Source organism: Ferrovibrio sp. (genome assembly GCF_041906005.1).
Classification (GTDB): domain Bacteria; phylum Pseudomonadota; class Alphaproteobacteria; order Ferrovibrionales; family Ferrovibrionaceae; genus Ferrovibrio.
In genome coordinates, this window is sequence record NZ_JAYRJY010000001.1 from 2658705 (window position 1) to 2676021 (window position 17317).

Below are 17317 nucleotides of genomic sequence, written 5' to 3' on the forward strand. Positions count from 1 at the left end.
CTGAACGCCCGGCCAGGGCCATCAGGGCAGGATGCGCCGGAAAATGCCATCGCGCCGGATCAGGGCATGCCAGAGCGCCGCAACGACATGCAGGGCCAGCAATAGCAGGAATAACTTGGCCGCGCCTTCGTGGATTTCTTCCATCGCCTCGTGCAGCCAGGGCAGAGAAGCCAGGCTCGGCAGGTCGAACAGCCCCAATACCGAAACCGTTCGCTTGCCGGCCAGAATCGAGACCAGTCCCGTAGCGGGCAGTACCAGCATCACGGCATAAAGCCCCAGATGCGTCAGCCGTGCCAGCCACAATTCCAGCGCGGAGGTTGCCGCTGGCAACGGCGGCACGCCGCGCAGACGGATGACAAGACGTGGCACCAGCAGGGCCGCCATGCTCAGGCCGGCAAGGATATGCCATCCCATCACGCTCATCCGGCCATCGCCACGCGGCAGGTCCTCCATCACTTCGCCGAGGATGAACGCCCCCACCATCAGGGGAAGGATCAGCCAGTGCAGCAGGATAAGAGGAAGGGGATAGCGGTTCGGCATGGCGGGCACTCCCGGGCTATGGCTTTGAATATACACGCGAGGCCGGTGGCTTCCCTGCGCTGGATCAATTCTGGCGGCATTTCCTGACAGCACACTTGCAGTGCCGGTGCGGGCGGGCTAGACAAATGCCGCACCCTTTGGGGAGTAGCCGCCCGCCGGGCCGCAATCGCGGCCGCCTGAGCGGGGGCAGCGTCAACAGACTAGCCGGCGGGAGACCAGCCCCGACGGCTTGGCGCTGACCGGCCGGTTCGGACATCTGCTCCGGACCAACCTGGCGAGACCTTAGGCTTGCTTTTCCGAAGCCCGGACCGGGCGGCGGGAAATGCAGCCTATGGCCCTGTTCGCCGCCCGGTCCGTTGCGAGATATCCGTGTCCAGCCCCGAATTTCTGCCCGCCCTCCTCACGACCACCGGTCTCGTTGCCATTGCCGAAATCGGCGACAAGACCCAGCTTTTGAGCCTGCTGCTGATCGCGCGGTTCCGCCGGCCAGTGCCGATTCTTGCCGCGATCTTCTGCGCCACTGTCGCCAATCACCTGCTGGCGGCGGCTTTGGGGGTATGGATCGAGGGCCTGGTCGAACCCAAGGTATTGCGCTGGGCGCTGGCGGCCTCGTTCCTCGCCATGGCGGCCTGGACCCTGATCCCCGACAAACTCGACGAGGACGATGCGCCGAAGACGCGCAATGGCGTGTTCGTCACCACACTGGTCGCCTTCTTCCTGGCCGAGATCGGCGACAAGACCCAGCTTGCCACTACGGCGCTGGCCGCGCGTTTCGACTCCGTATTTCTCGTGACGACGGCCAGCACGCTTGGCCTGTTGCTCGCCAATGCGCCGGTGGTGATGTTGGGCCAGAAAGTGGTGGCGCGTTTGCCGTTGAAACCGATCCGCTTTGTGGCCGCTGCCGCTTTCGCCGCGCTGGGGCTGGCCGTGCTTCTGGCCGGCTAAGGGCATAGCCGGCACTGTCGTTCTACCAATTTACGACAGTGCCGGCGGTTTTTTTGCTGCAAGGACCGGGTAATATGCGGGCAATACCGGATCCGAGTGACCGCGATGACCAAAATTGCCGGCAAGCGCTACAAGGCGGCCGAGATCGAAACCCTGCTGGATGCGCTCAAGCGCCAGACTAGGCGTGCCCGCAAGATGGCGGAGGAGGCCATCGCGCGAATCAGCCATGCCACCTATGAACCCTATTACGAATACCGCGACGCGTTGACCGAGATCGAAGGCGTGCTGGTGCTGATCGAGGATCGCATGGAGCATGCGGAAGCCGATGCTCTGGCTAAACTGCGGGATTACCATAGCCAGCTGATTGTCGATCTGCTGCGCATGAAGATCGATGTCGTGCTGCGGGTTTTTCCGGCCCTGGAAGAAACCGAAGTGCTGCCGATCGGCACCCAGAAGGTATTCCTCGCCACGATCTGGGAATTGCGCGAAACGGTCGATCGCATCGACCGCGAGCATATCGAGGGCGTGCTGGACGAGGATGCGCGCAAGCGTCTCGTGGTGGCGGAAACCATCCTGCGCGAAGTATCGGAACGGGCACCGAAACTGATGGAACTGGCCGAGCAGGAAGGCAAACTGGCCTGAAGCCGCGGCGGCCGGTCAGGGCCGCGACAATTCGTGATATTGCCGGGCGTAGAACATGCGATGTGCCGTCTGGGTCAGCGCCGCTGCCTGTCGGCGACTCAGATCGGGGACATTCTCTTCGGGCAAATCTTCGAGTTGGAACGGCCCTGGCTGCATGCCATAGCCCAGCATGTCGCCTTTCGGCGTCAGGATCACGGCATGTCGTCCGTCGCCCACGGCAACATCGAAATTGTGCGCCATGGCGATGCGGCCGCCACCTTCCGGCACATGGCGCAGGTCGACGCCGAAGAACGGGCTGTCATAAGACAGACCGAGCAGGCCGAGCAGTGTTGGCCCGACATCCATGCTGGAACCCAGAGTGGCGCGCCGCTCGGCCGCGATATGTTTCGGCGCCAGGAATAGCAAGGGCACGCGAAAAGCCTGCACCGGAATCTGCGCCGCACCCCATACTTTCGGGCCATGGTCGCCGATCATCACGAAGATCGTGTCGTCGAACCAGGGTTTCTGGCGGGCGGCATCGATGAACTGTCCCAATGCCCAGTCTGCATAGGCAGCGGCGTGGTCGCGTTTGTTCGGCGCCGGTTTGAATGGCACACGGCCTTCCGGATAGAGGAAGGGCCGGTGGTTGGTGACAGTCAGCGCCGAGAAGAAGAACGGGCCAGGCTGCGCCGCCAGCGTGTCGATACGGTTGAGGGCTTCCTTGAACAGGTATTCGTCGGCCACGCCCCAGATCGTCTTGAAACTGCGGTCGGCGATATCCTTTTCGCCCCACACGTCGTCGAAGCCGACGGTTTCCCAGAAGTGCCCCATATTGTCGAAGGCTGTGGGGCCGCCGTAGAGAAAGGCAGTGCGGTAACCGAACTTCTTGAGCAGGAAGGGCAGCGAATTCATGCCTTCCGAGCCGCTGCGGCGTGCCGTTGAGATGCCGGGGATGGGCGGGAAGGAGGTGAAGATCGCCTCCAATGCGCGCACGGTACGGTCGCCGGTGGCATAGATATTGGTGAACAGCAGGCCGTCCTGTGCCAGGCGATGCCAGTTGGGCGACATCGTCTGCCAGTAATCTTTCTGTTTCTCGTTGAAAACATCCTCGAAATAGACCGAACCGTAGGATTCCTCGAGGATCAGGACGACATTCAGCTTTTTGGCGGGCGGCGGTCCATTGTCGACATGCCGGCGCAGGCTGCGCTCGCCGGGTGCTGCCAGATCGGTGGTGTTGTCTTGTTGCACCATGGCGCGCACCAGCGGAATGGCCTGGTCTTCCGGGATGCCGGCATAAACGCCATCGTATTTGCTGTCATTGGTGAAATAGGCGTTGAACAGGCTGTGCAGGCCATTCACGGCCAGTTCATTGATCGTGCGATGCAGGACGGGTTCGTAGGGCCCGCGCAGGACGAAGGGCAGGGCGAGCGCGATGGCCAACAGCCCGGTCGCCAACGCCCGACGCCACTCGCCTGCCTGCAGCGGAGACTTGAGCGCGGATTGCAGCGGCCGCCGCAGCGGCCAGTAGATCAACAGCACCAATATCCCAATCGGTGGCAAGTAAAGCCGGAGATCGAAGGACTCGCGGATATTGCCGATCACTTCTTTAGGGAAGATCAGGTAGTAGACCGCGATGCCGTTGAAGCGGCTGTTGAATTCCTGCCAGAAAAACAGCTCGGCGACCGCGCTGAACACCGCCACGCCCAGCAGCAGGATCAGCAAGGCATGGGCGGCAGCCTGTCCGGCCCGCCAGCCGAAAGGGCGACGCAGCAGATAAAGGCCGGCCAGGAATGGCAGGCCAAGCAAGATCGCTGTCGCGATATCGTCGATGAGGCCGATCAGCCAGGCAGCAATGAATGGAGAGATGGCGGCCGGCGTGTCGAGTGCGATCCAAACCGTGAGGATGAGGCGCACGATAGCGGCCAGCCCCACAAAAATCGCCAGACAGGTCAGCCAGAAGCGCAGGCGCAACGGCCATCGGCCAGTCGACCGACCATCGGCCCGACGTCCGAAAAACATAACAATGGATTGCATCATGATCCTGCGACGTAGGGCGGGCGGTGCGTTGTCCGTAGGTGGGCGAGCTTACAGTAAACTTACGTGCTTAGGGATTAATCCGGGAATTTCGTCATTGGCAGTATATGCTGCTGAAACTGCAACACAAATTCGGCGCCGCCACCGGGGGCATCGCCGGCCGAAACATGGCCGCCATGGCTGCGCATGGTTTCCAGCACGATGGCCAGGCCGAGGCCGGCGCCAGGGTGTTGCCGGTTACGGCCGCGCCAGAAACGTTCGAAAATCTGGGCCCGTTGTTCTACTGGCACGCCAGGGCCATGATCGCGTACGGCGATGCTGGCGTCGGGAGATACGATCACCATCACTTCTGTGCCGGGTGCGGTATGGGCGATGGCATTCTCGATCAGATTGCGCAGGGCGTTTTCGATAGCGTCGGCCGAGGCTTCCACCAAGACCGGTTTCGAGCTGGCGGTCAGCGCCACCGATTTGCCATCGCCGATGGCCAGCGGCGCCAAGAAAGCGACCACATTTTCGGCGATCTGGTTGAGATCGACTGGCTCGGCTTTCAGCATGGCACCTTCCAGCCGAGAAACCTGCAAGAGTTGGGCAACCAGCCGGTTCATGCGGCTGACATCCTGCGTCAGCTGGCGGGTCGTCGGTTCGTCGGGCAGTTCTGCCAGGCGCGCGGTCAGCACGGCCAGCGGCGTGCGCAATTCATGGGCGGCATTGGCCGTGAAACGACGTTGCATTTCGAAGCCCTGTTCCAAGCGATCGAGTGCACTGTTGATCGCCAATGGCAGCGGCAGGATTTCTTCGGGCACGCCCTGTACGGGCAAGCGAAGGTTGCGGGTTTCCGGGCCGATCTGCTGCGCCCGCAGCGACAATTCCCGAATCGGCCGCAGGCTGGTTCGGATGGTCCAGATGGCGATGAACAACGCCGCTGCCAGCACCACCGGAAGTGTCCAGCCGATGCGTGCGGCAAATTCGCTCAGCAGCGTATCGATGAAGGCATCAGGATGGATAACGCCCTGGGCGACAAAAATCATGTAACCCCGCGGCAGACCCGTGCCATCGAACATGGCGTAGTAGGGAGATTCATGGCCGTCGGCATCCAATAGATGGAAAACAACGCCAGTGGTTGCCTGCATGGTTGACGGCAGTTCGCCAACGCTGCGCCGTGCCTTGTCGCTGGAGGCCGCAATGACGGCACCCTGCGGGTCGAGCACGGCGTACATATAGCCATCGCCTGACTGGCGATAAGCCTGCGTCAGGGCCTGTGGCAGATCGACGACAAGCCGGCCGTCACGCATCTGCGCATGGCGGGTGATCTGGCTGGCTTGAACCTGCAGCCCGACATCATCGAGGTTGTCGAGGGCGAACCATGCATACTGGCTGATGACCAGGGCCACCAGTAGCATTGAGCCAAGCAACACGACACCCAACCGCCAAGCCAGGCGGGCTTGCAACGACCAAGCGATATTGCGCCGGATGTCGGTCATGCCGCGTTGTCGGCCAGCATATAGCCAACGCCGCGCACGGTATGAATTTCGCCCGAGAAACCGCCTCCAGCCAGCTTGCGGCGCAGGCGATGCAGCAGGACTTCAAGCGAATTTGGCGTCACGTCGTCATCAAAGCCATAAACGCGTTCCTCGAGGTGGCGCTTTGGTATCACGCGGCCGCTACGGCGCAGCAGATTCTCCAGCAATGTCATTTCGCGTGCCGTCAATGCCAATGGCTTGCCGTCCACCGTTACTTCGCGCCCGGCGGTATCGAAGCGGATGTTGCCGGCTTCCAGCACTACGCCCAGAGCGCCGCTCGGCCGGCGCAGCAATGCTTTCAGGCGTGCGACCAGTTCGGGTATGGCAAACGGCTTGAGCAGATAATCATCCGCGCCGCTGTTCAGGCCGGTGACACGATCCTCCACGTCATCGCGTGCGGTGAGGATCAATACCGGCGTGGTGTCGCGCCGGCTACGCATCTCGCGCAGGACAACCAGGCCGTCTTCATCAGGCAGCCCAAGATCCAGGATGACAGCGTCATAGCGCGAGGTGGACAGGGCCGAGCGGGCCAGGTCGGCCGTGTCGACGGCATCCACAGTGAAGCCGGCCCGGGCCAGATTGCGCTGGATCAGGTCGAGCAGGCTGGTTTCGTCTTCGATCAGCAACAGGCGCATGCGGAGGGCGGGATAACAGCAGATCGGGCGGGTCGGTCAGCATCGGGAAGCCGGCTTACCGGCAGCTTACGGTGTATCGACCCCGCCCAACATGGGCCCGATCTGCCACGAATTGAAGATGACAATCCGGTAATTTAACGGCCTCTCCAATGCCGAAGTGGGCGTTTCAGGGCCGAAAAAACCGGCCTGCGGCGAATTGACCATTGCGTCGGCCGGTCGACTCCGAGTAGAAGGGCCGCGGGACACGCCCCCCCAACGGGGCGCTTACTATCTGGAAGGATAGACAATGACCAAGCCTGCCACGCGACACCCCGAAACCAAACCGGCGTCCGCGCATTTCTCTTCCGGCCCCTGCGCCAAGCGCCCCGGCTGGACCCCCGAAATCCTGAAAAATGCCCTGGTGGGCCGTTCGCATCGTTCGAAAGAGGGCAAGGCCCGTCTGGTCGAGGCGATTGAGCTGCATCGCAAGATTCTCGGCATCCCGGCCGATTACCGGATCGGCATCGTGCCGGCTTCCGATACCGGCGCCGTCGAGATGGCGCTGTGGTCGCTGCTCGGCCCCCGCGGCGTCGATGTGCTGGCCTGGGAAAGCTTTGGCTCCGGCTGGGGTGGCGACATCACCAAGGAGCTCAAGCTCAAGGATGTCCGCACGCTGAAGGCTGGTTATGGCGATATCCCCGACCTGAAACAGGTGGACTGGACCCGCGATGTGGTCTTTACCTGGAATGGCACCACCTCGGGCGTGAAGGTTCCCAACGGCGACTGGATTGCCGATAACCGCGAAGGTCTGTCGATCTGTGACGCCACTTCGGCGGTGTTTGCGATGGACCTGCCCTGGTCCAAGCTGGATGTCACCACCTGGTCGTGGCAGAAGGCGACCGGCGGCGAGGCCGCGCATGGCATGATCGTGCTGAGCCCGCGCGCGGTGCAGCGCCTGGAGACCTATACCCCGGCCTGGCCGTTGCCCAAGATCTTCCGCATGGCCAAGGACGGCAAGCTGATCGAGGGCATCTTCAAGGGCGAGACGATCAACACGCCTTCCATGCTGTGCGTCGAGGACATCATCGACGCCCTGAAATGGGGCGAGAGCGTCGGCGGCCTGAAGGGCATGATCGCCCGCTCGGAAGCCAACCTGAAGGCGATTGCCGACTGGGCTGCCAAGACCGACTGGGTCGATTTCCTTGCCGGCGATGCGGCCGTGCGGTCCAATACCTCGATCTGCCTCAAGGTGGTCGATCCCTGGTTCACTGCTCTGGGTCCGAAGGATCAGGAAGCGGCGGCCAAGCAGATCGCCAGCCTGCTGGAGAAAGAGGGCGTGGCGCTGGATATCGGTGCCTATCGCGACGCGCCTCCGGGCTTGCGCATCTGGGGCGGTGCCACGGTGGAAACTGCCGATGTGGCCGCCCTTTGCCCCTGGCTGGACTGGGCCTTCGCGGAAGTGAAGGCCACCTACAAGCCGGCCGCGGCCGCCTGATCACGCTTTGAACGGGCGTCGCGTCAGCGGCGCCCGTTTTTCTTCCATCCAAAAATTCGAGGACGATTCCATGGTCAAGGTTCTGATTTCCGACGAACTGAGCCCCGCCGCCGTCGACATCTTCAAGTCGCGCGGCGTGCAGGTCGATATCAAGACGGGCCTGAAGCCCGAGGAACTGCTCGCCATCATCGGCGAGTATGACGGCCTGGCGATCCGCTCGGCCACCAAGGTCACCGCCAAGGTGCTGGAAGCCGCCACCAAGCTGAAGGTCGTCGGTCGTGCCGGCATCGGCGTCGACAATGTCGACATTCCGGCCGCCACCGCGCGTGGCGTCTGCGTGATGAACACGCCGTTCGGCAATTCGATCACCACTGCCGAACATGCCGTGGCCATGATGATGGCGCTGGCCCGTGAAATCCCGCAGGCCGACCGTTCCACCCAGGCCGGCAAGTGGGAAAAGAACCGCTTCATGGGCGTCGAGCTGTACGGCAAGACGCTGGGTCTGATCGGCTGTGGCAATATCGGCTCCATCGTGGCCGACCGGGCCCAGGGCCTGAAGATGCGCGTGGTGGGCTACGATCCGTTCCTGACCCCCGAGCGCGCCACCGCGCTGGGCATCGAGAAGGTCGAACTGGATGAACTGCTGGCCCGCGCCGATTTCATCAGCCTGCACACCCCGCTGACCGAGCAGACCAAGAACATCCTGGATGCCAAGACGCTGGCCAAGTGCAAGAAGGGCGTGCGCATCGTCAACTGTGCCCGTGGCGGCCTCGTCAACGAAGCCGACCTGAAAGCGGCTCTGGATAGCGGCCACGTCGCAGGCGCGGCCTTCGACGTGTTTGTCACCGAGCCGGCCAAGGAGAACGTGCTGTTCGGCCACGAGCGCTTCATCGCCACGCCGCATCTGGGCGCGTCGACCAACGAAGCGCAGGAGAATGTCGCCTTGCAGGTGGCCGAGCAGATCTCGGATTACCTGATCTCGGGTGCCGTCACCAACGCGCTGAACATGCCGTCGGTCTCGGCGGAGGACGCGCCTAAGCTGAAACCTTATATGAAGCTGGCCGAACAACTCGGTAGCTTCGTCGGCCAGTTGGCGGAAGCCAACCTGACCAAGGTGATCATCGAGTATGAAGGCCATGTCGCCAAGCTGAACACCCGGCCGCTGACCGCCATCGTGCTGGAAGGCCTGCTGCGCCGGCAGCTCGACAGCGTCAATATGGTCAATGCCCCGCTGGTGGCCAAGGAGCGCAATATCGAGGTCTCCGAGGTCAAGCATGACCGCGAGGGTGACTACCAGACCCTGATGCGTGTCACGATCCATGCAGACAAGGTGCGGCATCTCTCGGGCACGCTGTTCGCCGACAAGAAGCCGCGCGTGGTGGAAATCAAGGGTATCGATATCGACGCCGAGCTCGGCCCGAACATGCTCTATGTCACCAACGAGGACAAACCGGGTTTCATCGGCGGCCTTGGCACTGTGCTGGGCAATGCCGGCATCAATATCGCCACCTTCCACCTCGGCCGCGCCGCGCGTGGCCAGGAAGCGATCTGCCTGGTTGAGGTCGATAGTCCGATCCCGGCCGAGGTTGCGGCCAAGGTGAAGGCGATTCCCGGCGTGCGCCAGGTGACCCCGCTGAAGTTCTGAGTTCGTCAAGCGCGATTCGCCGCTTTACGCGGGTCGGGCCGGCCGCTTTACTGGTGGTGCCTCTGTTCAGCAGGGAGCCTGCCATGGCCCGCCCGACCCGTTTTGTTTTTGCCATGATGCTGCCGTTGGCCCTGATTGCCTGCGGCCCACCATCAACCGACGAGGCCCTGCGCAAGGCCGAGAAGGCCGGGACCAAGGCCGAACTGGAAAAGGCACTGGGCCGACCGACGGAAATCCAGAAGCTCGGTCCGCTGGAGCAGTGGAGTTACAAGACCAGCGATGGCTCGGTGACGTTCGTCATCGCGGGCGACAAGGTCACGCTCGCCTCGGGCGGCACGACCAAGAAGAACTGAAATCTCTCAGGCTGCCGGCGCATAGCTGCGGCCGCCGAAGATGGCGCTGCCCACGCGGACATGGGTTGCGCCCAGCATCACCGCCGTATCGAAATCGCCGCTCATGCCCATGCTGAGCTGGGTCAGCCCGTTGCGTTTCGCGATCTTGTTCAGCAGTGCAAAATGCGGCGCGGGTTCTTCGTCGGCCGGAGGGATGCACATCAGCCCGACAATGGGCAGATCCAGCGCGCGACAGGTGGCGATGAAGGCATCGGCATCTCGCGGCGCGCAGCCGGCCTTCTGCGGCTCCTCGCCGGTATTCACCTGCACGAAGCAGGGCAGGCGGCGGCCGCTTTTGCCGAACTCCTTGGCCAGTTCTTGTGCCAGGCTTTCGCGATCGACGGTATGGATCACATCGAAATGGGCAACGGCCTGTTTCACCTTGTTGGTCTGGAGCGGGCCAATCAGATGCAGCACGAGGTCGGGATGGCGTTCGCGCAAGGCCGGGTATTTCGCCATGCCTTCCTGTACACGGTTCTCGCCAAAATGGCGCTGGCCGGCGGCCAGGGCCTCGGCTACCGCTTCGGCCGGGAAGGTCTTGGCCACGGCGATCAATGTCACGCCGGCCGGATCGCGTCCGGCTTCGGCGGCAGCTTCGGCAATCTGGTGATGCACGGCGGCAAGGCGCTGGGCGAGAGGGGCTTCCGGCGAGGATGCGGTCATGGCAGGTTGCGGCAATGAAGAAACATCGGCGCACGCTAGCAATCCGGTCGGCCGGGCGAAAGCCCTGCGGCTGGCCGGCATCGCACCCGGAGCTGATCCTGCTTACCGACGCCCTGCGGCTGCCCGACCCATTGCCGGCGATGCGCCGCTTGCCGCCGGGCAGTGCGGTGATCCTGCGGCATTATGAATGGTCTTATGCGCGGCGGCTGGCGCTGGGGCACGCCATGAATGCCCTGTGCCGGCAGCGCGGTTTGCTGCTGCTGGTGGCCGGGGATGCGCGACTGGCCCGCGCCGTGGGCGCGGATGGCGTGCATCTGCCGCAGGGATTGTTGCCGCAAGCGGCAGGGCTGCGGCGGCGGTTCCGGATGATGACGGCAGCAGCCCATGATGCCGGTGCGGTGGCGCGGGCGGCGCGCGCCGGGATCGATGCGGTGCTGGTTTCGCCGGTTTTCGCCACGGCCAGCCATCCCGGCGTAACCGGGCTTGGGGTGCTGCGCTTTGCCGCGCTGGCGCGGCAGGCCCAGTGCGGGGGCCTGGGCGTTTATGCCCTGGGGGGGATGGATGCGGCGAGTATGCGGCGCCTGCGGGGTCTGCCCATGACCGGCATTGCCGGTATTGGCGGGCTGGCGGCATAAAAAAAACCGCCGCCATCCGAGGATGGCGGCGGCTGTGTCAGACCGTCCGATGGGATCGGATCAGAACGTGTAGGCGTAGCTGAGCGAGAGAACCGCAGCCGGGCCGCAATTCGCACCACCGGCGCAATGGCTCTTCTTCAGGTCGCTGTCGACATACTGCAGGCCGGCGGTGAAGCCCCAGTAGGAGGCGAACAGGCCGATATTCCAGTCCAGATACTTGTCGTCGGTATTGCCGGCGCCGAAGAAGTTCTGCGGCTTGTCGATCGTCTGCTGGCCAATATTGGCGACGATCTTCGGTTCGAACTGGGTGACCGGAACCGGCACGGTCAGGCCGGCGGTCAGGTAGGTGGCATTACCCGAGTCGAGCTGGAAGTTCGGGCTGTAGTAGATGCCGGCGCTCGGGATGGCGAAGCCGAAGTCATAAGCCGCAGTCAGCTTGGCTTCGGTGAAATCATAGGTCTGCGAGCCGGTCGGCTGGTCCAGGTACATGTAGCGGATCAGGCCGAGATCCAGGGTCAGCTTGTCAAAGGTCGAACGGAAGCCGCCGGTGAAATCCACTTCGGCGCTGACGCTGTTGTTGAAGTCGACGTTGCTGGCGAAGGCGCCGAGGTAGCCGGTGAAGGTGTCATTGATCTTGAACGCGCCTTCGCCGCTGAGCTGGGCCGCCGGATGACCGTCAGTCTGGCTGATGCCGCGGAAATAGTATTCCGACACCACGGCCGGGGTCAGGGTCAGGCTCAGGCGGTCCTCGGCCATGGCCGGGGCTGTGGCCGTCAGGGCCAGGGCCGCGAACGCGGCACGCATTACAAATTTCTTCATGGGGGCTTACCTCCAGATGTCCCAAAATGTCGAAACCCGCGGCGACAATAAGCAGACAAGTTCCTGTGCAACAAATGCTTCTGGGGTAATATGACTATCGTCAATTTCAACTGTGGCTCTTTGGTTACAGTCCTGCTTGTAACTAGCCATGCTGACTAAAATCTGGGCACGGATTGGCGCGAAATTTTATTTCGCATGTATAAAATAACGGCAGAAAATGCGTTTTTATGCGGCCTTTCCGTTATTGAGGAGCGGATATGACGACGAATACCCCCTTAGTTCTGAGCGAAACCCCAACTGATTCGCAGGGGGCAATCCGCATCATCCGTTTGAATTATCCAGCCAAGCGTAACGCCCTGTCGCTGCCTCTGCGGGCCGAGTTGCTGGCCGCAGTGGAAAGCGCCATGGCCGGGGAGGCGGTGCGTGCCATCGTCCTGACCGGCAGCGGCGGGGCTTTCTGCGCTGGCGGCGACATTTCGTCGATGCAGGATACCGCAGGCGTGGCGGGCCGGCAGCGACTGGCCAATCTGCATCGACTGGTGCGGCTGCTGGCGGCGGGCCCGAAACCGGTGATTGCGGCGGTGGAGGGGTATGCCTATGGCGCCGGAATGTCGCTGGCGCTGCTCTGCGACCAGGTGGTGGCGGCGAGCGATGCGAAATTCTGCTGCTCATTCGGCAAGGTCGGCCTGATGCCCGATATGGCCGCGCTGTGGACAGTGCCCCAGCGGGTCGACACCGGCTGGGTTAAACGTCTGCTGATGCTGGCCGAGGAGATCGATGGCGAGACGGCGGGACGGATCGGCCTGGCCGATCAGGTAGTGCCGCCGGGGCAGGCATTGAATGCGGCGCTGGCGCTGGCCGCGCGGTTTGCCGCCCAGGCCCCGCTGCCGATCGCCTTCACCAAGGCGGCACTGGCTCGCGGTCCGCAGCCGCTGGAAAGCTTGCTGGCGCTGGAGGCCGATAACCAGGCCCTGTTGTTCAACAGCGAGGATTTCGCTGAGGGGCGCGATGCCTTCCTGGCCAAGCGCAAACCGGTGTTCAAGGGGCGCTGAGGTCTTACCGCAGGTTGCTGCTGCGGGGTGTCGCAAGGGAAGTGTGCGCACCATCATGCCGCGCCGGCTTGCGGCCAGCAGGCACCGATCCTAGACTGCGCCCACCTTAAATAATCGCGCCGCTTTTGTGAATGGGAGGAAGCGCATGCTGGGCCTTATCCAGGACCGTCCGTTGCTGATTTCGTCGTTGATCGAGTTTGCCGCACTGTATCACGGCAATACCGAGATCGTGACGCGCACCGTTGAAGGCCCGATCCATCGTTATACGTATCGCGACCTGAACCATCGTTCCAAGCAGTTGGCCAATGCGCTGACCCGGCTCGGCGTCAAGATGGGCGACCGCATCGGCACGCTGGCGTGGAATACCTATCGCCATTTTGAACTCTATTACGGCGTTTCCGGTATGGGCGCGGTGCTGCATACCGTCAACCCGCGCCTGTTCCCCGAGCAGATCGACTACATCGTCAATCATGCCGAGGACCAGTATCTGTTCTTCGACCTGACTTTTGTGCCGATCGTCGAGAAGCTGGCGTCGCAGTTGAAGAGTGTGAAGGGCTTCGTGCTGATGACCGATGCGGCGCATATGCCGAAGGACAGCAAGATCCCCAATCTGCTCTGCTACGAGGATCTGATTGGTAAGGAAAGCGGCACGTTCGATTGGCCGGTCTTCGATGAGAAGACGGCCTCCTCGCTATGCTACACCTCGGGCACCACGGGCAATCCGAAGGGCGTGCTCTATTCGCATCGCTCCACCGTGCTGCATTCATATGCGGTGTGCCAGCGCGATGGGCTCAATCTCGGGTCGGCCGACAGCGCGCTGGTGATCGTGCCGCTGTTCCATGCCAATGCCTGGGGCGTGCCCTATGGCGCCTGCATGAGCGGCGCCAAGCTGGTATTTCCCGGCCCGGCGCTGGACGGCAAGAGCGTCTACGAGCTGCTGCGCGACGAAAAATGCAACTTCTCGCTTGGCGTGCCGACGGTCTGGCTGGCTTTCTTCCAGCATATCGACGCCAATCCGAGCCTCGATGCCAAGACGGACATCAAGCTGGAGCGTTGCGTGATCGGCGGTTCGGCTGCGCCGCGCGCGATGATCGAGCGCTTCGCCAAGCAGTTTAACTGCTTCGTCATCCACGCCTGGGGCATGACCGAGATGTCGCCGCTTGGCACCACCGGCAATCTGCTCAAGAAGCATGCCGACCTGCCGCTGGAAAAGCGCCTCGACGTGCAGGCCAAGCAGGGCCGTACCGTCTATGGTGTCGAGATCAAGATCACCGACGATGCCGGCAACGAATTGCCGCGCGACGGCAAGGCTTTTGGCGATGTGCGGGTACGCGGCCCGTGGATCACGGCCGGTTATTTCAAGGGCGAGGGCGGCAACGTGCTCGACAAGGATGGCTGGTTCACCACCGGTGATGTCGCCACGCTTGATCCCGACGGCTACATGCAGATCACGGACCGCTCGAAGGACGTGATCAAGTCGGGCGGCGAATGGATCTCCTCTATTGATCTGGAAAATGCCGCCGTCGGTCATCCGGCCGTGCAGGAAGCCGCGGTGATCGGCGTGGCTCATGCCAAGTGGCAGGAGCGCCCGCTGCTGCTGGTGATCAAGAAGGCCGGCCAGGAAACCACCAAGGACGAACTGATGGCTTTCCTGGAAGGCAAGGTGGCCAAGTGGTGGTTGCCCGACGACATCGTCTTCGTGACCGAACTGCCGCATACCGCAACCGGCAAGCTGCTCAAGACCAAACTGCGCGAGCAGTTCAAAGACCACAAACTGCCGACACCCGGCGCGTAAGCGCCAAGTCGGGGCCCGGCGTGTAAGCGTCGCGGAAAGTGCTGCATGAAGGGCGCCCCGGGACAACCGGGGCGCTTTTTTACGTTCTATTTAACAAGTTTAGCAGATCGCGCTGTCGGTTTGGGTAATTAACCTTGATCTGCCGCAAGGCCGCGTGTCGCGGCGCTGCTATGCTTTGGTGCAACCCGGTCGATATCGTGCCTGCGCCGACCGGAAGTATTCCCAGCCCTGGGAGTTTGCCATGTCCGTCGTCGCCAGACTCAAGCTTGTCTTTATTGCGATCCTTGTCGCGCTGACGGTGGTTTGGTTGCTCAGCATCCCGATGGAAGCGCTGACCTCCGGTTTCTGGCGCCTGCGTAACAGCCTGATCTATTACAGCGGTATCCTTGCCATCGGCTGCCTGTCGGTCGCTGTTATCCTGGCCGCCCGGCCGGTGCAGGTCGAAGGGTTGCTTGGTGGCCTCGACAAATTCTACCGCCTACATAAATGGCTCGGCATAGCGGGAGCGCTGCTTTCGGTTTTTCACTGGCTTTGTGAAAACGCGCCGCGCTGGGCGGTGCAGCAAGGCTGGCTTGCGCCCCGCCCGCGCCCACCGGTTGGCGCAGTGGCAGACGTGCCCGTAGGCTTCGATCCATTCCGCGACTGGCGCGGCATAGCCGGCGATCTGGGCGAATGGGGTTTCTATCTGTTGCTGGTCCTGGTGACGCTGGCGCTGTGGAAGAAATTTCCCTATCGCTTTTTCTTGCCCGCGCACCGGCTGCTGTCCGCCGTTTATCTGGTGCTGGTCTTTCACTCCATCATTCTGATGGATCGCAGCTACTGGGCACAGCCCGCTGGCCCGTTGTTGATCTTGCTGATGATGGCCGGCTCGGTGGCCGCCATCATATCGCTGTTGCGTCGCATCGGCACCGCGCGCAAGGCCGTCGGCGTGATCGAAACACTGCGTTTCCATGAGGATAATGCGGTGCTGGATGTCGGTATCCGGCTCACCACCGCCTGGCCTGGACATCAGGCCGGGCAATTCGCCTTTGTCGATTTTGGTGGAGGCGAAGGGGCGCATCCTTTCACCATGACGTCGGCCTGGCAGCGCGACGGACGACTGGCCTTCAGCATCAAGGGCCTTGGCGACTATACCCGCGGCCTGCCGCACCAGCTGTTTGCCGGTCAAAGCGTGGTCGTGGAGGGGCCATATGGGCGGTTCGATTTCGGTGGCGTGCGGCGCCGGCAAATCTGGATCGGCGGAGGCATGGGGATTTCTCCATTCATTGCCGGGTTGCAGGCCATGGGGCAGCGGCATATCGAAGGCAAGGTGGATCTGATCTACACGACGCGGGCGCCGGCCGCCGCCTTCATCGATGCCATCCGGAATCTGGCCGAGAAGGCGGGCGTGCGGTTTCATCTGATGATCGAACAACAGGATGGCCGGCTGGACATCAACCGGCTGGAGCAGATGGTCCCCGACTGGGCAGAGGCCGGCATTTGGTTTGCCGGTCCGCCGGCCTTCGGCAATGCGTTACGGAGTGCGATGGAAGCGCGCGGCTTCCCGCCCAGCCAATTCCATCAGGAACTGTTCGACCTGCGCTGAATAATTTAACCGAGGCGATAAAGTGCGCGTTCGTCGGCAGTTTCTCCGCCTTCGATGCGCACGCGGCCATCACCAACCATGTGGATCAGGTGTGCCAGCACGGAACGCGCCGCGGCGAAATGGAGATAGGGCGGAACGTCGGCATACATCGCCCGCACCATCTGCGGGATGGTTTGCGGCTCGGCCTTCAGGCATTCCATGATCTGATGTTCGCGATGCTCGCGATGATGGATCAGTGCGCGCACGAAATCCTGCGGGCTGTGCCCAATTGTTTCGCGGTCGATCGGCGCGCCATGCGTGGGATAGTAGCGCCGCTCGTCGCGCTGCAGCAGCTTGTGCAAGGAGGCGTAGTAATCTGTCATGTTGCCATCGGGCGGCGAGATCACCGTGGTCGACCAGCCCATCACATGGTCACCGGTGAACAGCGCTTGCTCTTCCTCCAGAGCGAAGCACAGATGGTTCGAGATATGCCCTGGTGTGTGCAGGGCCTTGAGCGTCCAGCCATCGCCTTGCACTATGTCGGCATCGCGCAGCAGATGGTCGGGCCGGAAGTCATGATCACCGCCTTCTTCCACTGCCGGTCCACCTTGGGGCAGAGGATGTGGTCCGAAGGCAAGGCTGGGCGCTCCGGTGCGCCGCTGCAGTTCGGCTGTGCCGGGTGAATGGTCGCGGTGGGTATGGGTGATCAGGATATGGGTGACGGTTTCGTGGCGCAGGGCCTCGGTCAGGGCGTCGATATGCGCCGCATCCGCAGGGCCGGGATCGATCACCGCCACCTTGCCGCGGCCGACGATATACGTGCCGGTGCCATGGAAGGTGAAGGCAGAGGGGTTGCGGGCCACTACACGGCGCACGAGCGGACTGAGTTCGGCGATCGCGCCGTAACTGAAATCCAGTGTCTTGACGAAGGGGACTGACATATCAGCAGCCTCGCAAAAATTGACGTTACGTCAAGTGATTAG

At 62.6% G+C, this 17317-nt stretch carries 16 protein-coding genes; 9 read left to right on the plus strand and 7 right to left on the minus strand.

The genetic code is table 11. The annotated features are described in order from the left end of the window. Window positions 1-21: 21 nt before the first annotated feature. The gene (locus ACE3OO_RS13045; RefSeq protein ID WP_374303559.1) at window positions 22-540 is read right to left on the minus strand and encodes a cytochrome b; all 519 of its coding nucleotides are present in this window, start codon (window positions 538-540) and stop codon (window positions 22-24) included. A gap of 369 nt (window positions 541-909) precedes the next feature. Between ACE3OO_RS13045 and ACE3OO_RS13050 the strand changes: the two genes are divergently transcribed. Together ACE3OO_RS13050 and ACE3OO_RS13055 are read left to right on the plus strand one after the other, a co-directional pair. Then, a complete protein-coding gene (locus ACE3OO_RS13050; protein WP_374303560.1) occupies window positions 910-1485 on the plus strand; it encodes a TMEM165/GDT1 family protein in 576 nt (191 codons plus the stop codon). 105 nt (window positions 1486-1590) lie between these two features. Continuing rightward, a complete protein-coding gene (locus ACE3OO_RS13055; RefSeq protein WP_374303562.1) occupies window positions 1591-2127 on the plus strand; it encodes a hypothetical protein in 537 nt (178 codons plus the stop codon). Between the two features lie 15 nt (window positions 2128-2142). Here the strand turns inward: ACE3OO_RS13055 and ACE3OO_RS13060 are convergent, their stop codons facing one another. The 3 genes from ACE3OO_RS13060 to ACE3OO_RS13070 form a co-directional block, all read right to left on the minus strand. Next, window positions 2143-4077, minus strand: a complete 1935-nt coding sequence (locus ACE3OO_RS13060; RefSeq protein ID WP_374303564.1) for an LTA synthase family protein — start codon at window positions 4075-4077, stop codon at window positions 2143-2145. 140 nt (window positions 4078-4217) lie between these two features. Then, entirely contained in the window at window positions 4218-5621 is a 1404-nt protein-coding gene (locus tag ACE3OO_RS13065) for an ATP-binding protein (protein ID WP_374303566.1), read from the minus strand. Continuing rightward, window positions 5618-6295: a response regulator gene (locus ACE3OO_RS13070; protein ID WP_374303568.1), complete on the minus strand. Its 678-nt coding sequence runs from the start codon at window positions 6293-6295 to the stop codon at window positions 5618-5620. The genes ACE3OO_RS13065 and ACE3OO_RS13070 overlap by 4 nt, the downstream gene beginning before the upstream one ends. A gap of 286 nt (window positions 6296-6581) precedes the next feature. On the opposite strand from ACE3OO_RS13070, the gene ACE3OO_RS13075 reads away from it, so the two are divergent. The 3 genes from ACE3OO_RS13075 to ACE3OO_RS13085 all read left to right on the plus strand — a co-directional run bounded on the left by ACE3OO_RS13075 (window position 6582) and on the right by ACE3OO_RS13085 (window position 9767). Continuing rightward, window positions 6582-7769 carry a phosphoserine transaminase gene (locus ACE3OO_RS13075; protein WP_374303570.1) on the plus strand — a complete coding sequence of 396 codons (1188 nt, stop codon included), beginning with the start codon at window positions 6582-6584 and terminating at the stop codon, window positions 7767-7769. 70 nt (window positions 7770-7839) lie between these two features. Further along, window positions 7840-9414, plus strand: coding sequence for a phosphoglycerate dehydrogenase (gene serA / locus ACE3OO_RS13080; RefSeq protein WP_374303572.1), 1575 nt, complete (start codon window positions 7840-7842; stop codon window positions 9412-9414). Window positions 9415-9497: 83 nt separating this feature from the next. After that, the gene (locus ACE3OO_RS13085) at window positions 9498-9767 is read left to right on the plus strand and encodes a hypothetical protein (protein WP_374303574.1); all 270 of its coding nucleotides are present in this window, start codon (window positions 9498-9500) and stop codon (window positions 9765-9767) included. 6 nt (window positions 9768-9773) lie between these two features. Here the strand turns inward: ACE3OO_RS13085 and ACE3OO_RS13090 are convergent, their stop codons facing one another. Beyond that, complete coding sequence (locus ACE3OO_RS13090) at window positions 9774-10469, minus strand: YggS family pyridoxal phosphate-dependent enzyme (RefSeq protein WP_374303576.1); 696 nt, start codon at window positions 10467-10469, stop codon at window positions 9774-9776. A 14-nt stretch (window positions 10470-10483) separates the two neighbouring features. On the opposite strand from ACE3OO_RS13090, the gene ACE3OO_RS13095 reads away from it, so the two are divergent. Further along, on the plus strand, window positions 10484-11104 hold the full coding sequence (locus ACE3OO_RS13095) for a thiamine phosphate synthase (RefSeq protein WP_374303578.1): 621 nt from the start codon (window positions 10484-10486) through the stop codon (window positions 11102-11104). 60 nt (window positions 11105-11164) lie between these two features. Here ACE3OO_RS13095 and ACE3OO_RS13100 read toward each other — a convergent pair whose 3' ends face one another. Further along, entirely contained in the window at window positions 11165-11908 is a 744-nt protein-coding gene (locus ACE3OO_RS13100; RefSeq protein ID WP_374303580.1) for a TorF family putative porin, read from the minus strand. A 272-nt stretch (window positions 11909-12180) separates the two neighbouring features. Here ACE3OO_RS13100 and ACE3OO_RS13105 point away from each other — a divergent pair, with 272 nt between their 5' ends. The 3 genes from ACE3OO_RS13105 (at window position 12181) to ACE3OO_RS13115 (ending at window position 16355) form a co-directional block, all read left to right on the plus strand. Further along, window positions 12181-12975, plus strand: coding sequence for an enoyl-CoA hydratase/isomerase family protein (locus ACE3OO_RS13105; RefSeq protein ID WP_374303582.1), 795 nt, complete (start codon window positions 12181-12183; stop codon window positions 12973-12975). A 145-nt stretch (window positions 12976-13120) separates the two neighbouring features. Then, entirely contained in the window at window positions 13121-14770 is a 1650-nt protein-coding gene (locus ACE3OO_RS13110) for a 3-(methylthio)propionyl-CoA ligase (RefSeq protein WP_374303584.1), read from the plus strand. A gap of 241 nt (window positions 14771-15011) precedes the next feature. Beyond that, entirely contained in the window at window positions 15012-16355 is a 1344-nt protein-coding gene (locus ACE3OO_RS13115) for a ferric reductase-like transmembrane domain-containing protein (RefSeq protein ID WP_374303586.1), read from the plus strand. A 5-nt stretch (window positions 16356-16360) separates the two neighbouring features. On the opposite strand, the gene ACE3OO_RS13120 is transcribed toward ACE3OO_RS13115, so the two are convergent. Continuing rightward, window positions 16361-17275 carry an MBL fold metallo-hydrolase gene (locus tag ACE3OO_RS13120; RefSeq protein WP_374303588.1) on the minus strand — a complete coding sequence of 305 codons (915 nt, stop codon included), beginning with the start codon at window positions 17273-17275 and terminating at the stop codon, window positions 16361-16363. Window positions 17276-17317: the final 42 nt, after the last annotated feature.